Source organism: Schnuerera sp., from assembly GCF_035459645.1.
Taxonomy (GTDB): Bacteria; Bacillota; Clostridia; order Tissierellales; family Tepidimicrobiaceae; genus Schnuerera.
Map to the genome: position 1 here is coordinate 1 of NZ_DATHXO010000500.1, position 1807 is coordinate 1807.

Consider the following 1807-nt stretch of genomic DNA (forward strand, 5'->3'; position numbering starts at 1 on the left):
GACTCTTTGAAAAATTTGGGGTGGACTACCCTATTATGAGAAGAATTTTACAGGTAAAGCTTACCTTAGATGGAAGAAGAACTCCAACTACTATGATTAATTCTTCAAAAAAGAATAAAGATGAAGACAATAGCCTTTTAAAGTCCTTATGGATGTATATACTTCTAGGGATTATACTTATTCCTCTAGTTGTTTTAGGAGAAAACTATCTATTTCAAATGAGTTTAGTATTTGGAGTCTTAATGTTTATGTTAACAATAACTTTAGTTTCGGATTTTTCTTCTGTATTATTAGATTTGAAAGATAAAGATATAATTCTTACAAAACCTATAGAAGGGAAAACATTAAGTGCAGCTAAGACAATTCATATAATGATTTATATGTTTTCCATAACAATTGCATTTACAGGGCCAGCCCTTATAGCTAGTCTAATAAAACATGGGTTTTTATTTTTTATATTATTATTTATCGAAATTATATTTATGGATCTTTTTATAGTAGTAATAACAGCATTACTTTATCTATTGATTCTTAAATTTTTTGATGGTGAAAGATTAAAGGATATTATAAATTATTTTCAAATAGCATTAACTATAACGGTAACTATAGGATATCAAATAGTAGGGAGATTGTTTAATATTGAAGACATTTTGAATCGAGAATTTACCTATAAATTTTGGCATTATATAGTACCACCTATTTGGTTTAGTGGACCCTTTGAATTAATATTGAATAGGAATTACAACTTTTATATAATAATATTTTCAATATTAGCATTTACAGTTCCTATAGCATCAATGATTATATATAATAAACTTACTCCGACATTTGAACGTAATTTGCAAAAGTTAAATGAAAGCAGTGAACATTCTGAACCTAGAAATAAAGGATTAAACAAATTAATATCGGGGGTAATATGTAGAAATAAAGAAGAAAGAGTGTTTTTTAAATTTGCTACAAATATGTTGAAAAAAGAAAGAAATTTTAAATTGAGGGTATATCCTTCCTTAGGATTCTCAATAGTTTTTCCTTTTATATTTTTGTTGACTGGCTTAAAAGAAATAGGATGGGGGAGGATAGCTTCCAGTAAAGTGTATTTCAGTCTGTATTTTATTGGCTTAATAGTTCCTAATATCATAAGTACAATAGGGTTTTCAGGCAATTATAAAGGAGCATGGGTTTATAAAATCGCCCCATTTAATGGGACTAAAGCTATATTTAAAGGTACAATAAAAGCCTCTTTTGTTAGCTTAATACTTCCCTTATATATTTTTATCGGTATAATCTTTATGGTTATTTTCAAGGGGAAAATATTTATGGATTTAATTATTTTATTTCTAACACTATTGTTATTTATTATAATTTGTTTCAACTTAGCAACTAAAAGATTACCTTTTTCAACACCTTTTGAAGAGGGCAACAAAGGAGAAGGTATAATCGCCATATTTTTTATCTTAATATTAGGAGTTCTAGCAGGGGCTCATTATATTGCCACTATGTTTAAATATGGTATGTTAGTATATATGATAGCATTAGTCATATTCAATATATTTGCATGGAGAAAAGGGTTTTCGTATTGATTATATAACTTTTATATATTATAATATATGTAAAACATGAGTTCTAAATATTTGGAAATTGCTAAAATTAAATTATATATAAAGAGAATATTTTGTTAAATTTTTAAGTTAATAAAATATAGTTAACTAATATTTATATATTGAATATATAAATAAAAATGAGGGGGTTTATCAATGTATAATGTTAGAGAAGTAACTAAGAATTTATATTGGGTTGGTGGAAATGA

The 1807-nt window shown here is 26.2% G+C and carries 1 protein-coding gene; it reads left to right on the top strand.

The genetic code is table 11. The features are described 5' to 3' along the window. A partial coding sequence (locus VK998_RS11710) for a hypothetical protein (RefSeq protein WP_325228534.1) occupies positions 1–1580 on the top strand: 1580 nt, incomplete at its 5' end. Between the last annotated feature and the right edge of the window lie 227 nt (positions 1581–1807).